The 773-nt window shown below is 64.3% G+C and carries 1 protein-coding gene; it reads left to right on the forward strand.

Annotation, left to right across the window (positions count from 1 at the left end; translation table 11 throughout):
• Window positions 1–109 precede the first annotated feature (109 nt).
• A partial coding sequence (locus ABW22_RS16535) for a response regulator transcription factor (protein WP_059759469.1) occupies window positions 110–773 on the forward strand: 664 nt, incomplete at its 3' end.

Below are 773 nucleotides of genomic sequence, written 5' to 3' on the forward strand. Positions count from 1 at the left end.
GCCCGGCCTGGCGCGTGAAAGTGCTCACCCCGCAGGGTGAAGTCAAAGTGATCCTGATCGACGCCGCCAGCGGGCGCACGCTCTAGACGAGTCCGAGGCTTGGGGCTCCATGCGCTTGCTGTTGATTGAGGACGACCCGGTATTGCGACTTGGCCTGAAGCGCCAACTTGAAGCGGATGGCTACCGTGTCGATATCGCCGCCGACGGCGAGGATGGCTTGTTTCAGGCTAGAGAGTACCCGTTGGACTTGGCTATCGTGGACCTGGGGCTACCCAAGGTGAACGGCCTGACGGTGGTGCAGACGCTGCGCGCCGAGGGCCGAACCCTGCCTATTCTGATCCTGACCGCACGCGGCAGCTGGCAGGACAAAGTGCGGGGCCTGGAAGCGGGCGCCGACGACTATCTGGTCAAACCGTTTGAGTACCCGGAACTGGCGGCGCGCGTCAAGGCGTTGCTGCGACGCTCGCTCAAGGCCACGTCGGATGTGCTCCAACTGGGCGCGCTGAGCATCGACTTTTCTGCCCAGAGCGCCCGGCTGGGTGAGGTGGCTCTGGAGCTGACCACCTTCGAGTACCGGGTGCTTGAATACCTGGTGCGCGAGCGCGCCCGGGTGGTGAGCAAGCAAGAGCTGTCTGGCTACCTGTACCCGCACGATGAAGACCGTGACAGCAATGTGCTGGAAGTTCTGGTGGGGCGGCTGCGGCGCAAACTCGACCCGCAGGGTCTGCTTGCGCCGATTGAAACCCTGCGCGGGCGCGGTTACCGCTTCGTGC

Origin of the sequence: Thiobacillus denitrificans, from assembly GCF_001530125.1 — a bacterium.
Classification (GTDB): Bacteria; Pseudomonadota; Gammaproteobacteria; order Burkholderiales; family Thiobacillaceae; genus Thiobacillus; species Thiobacillus denitrificans_C.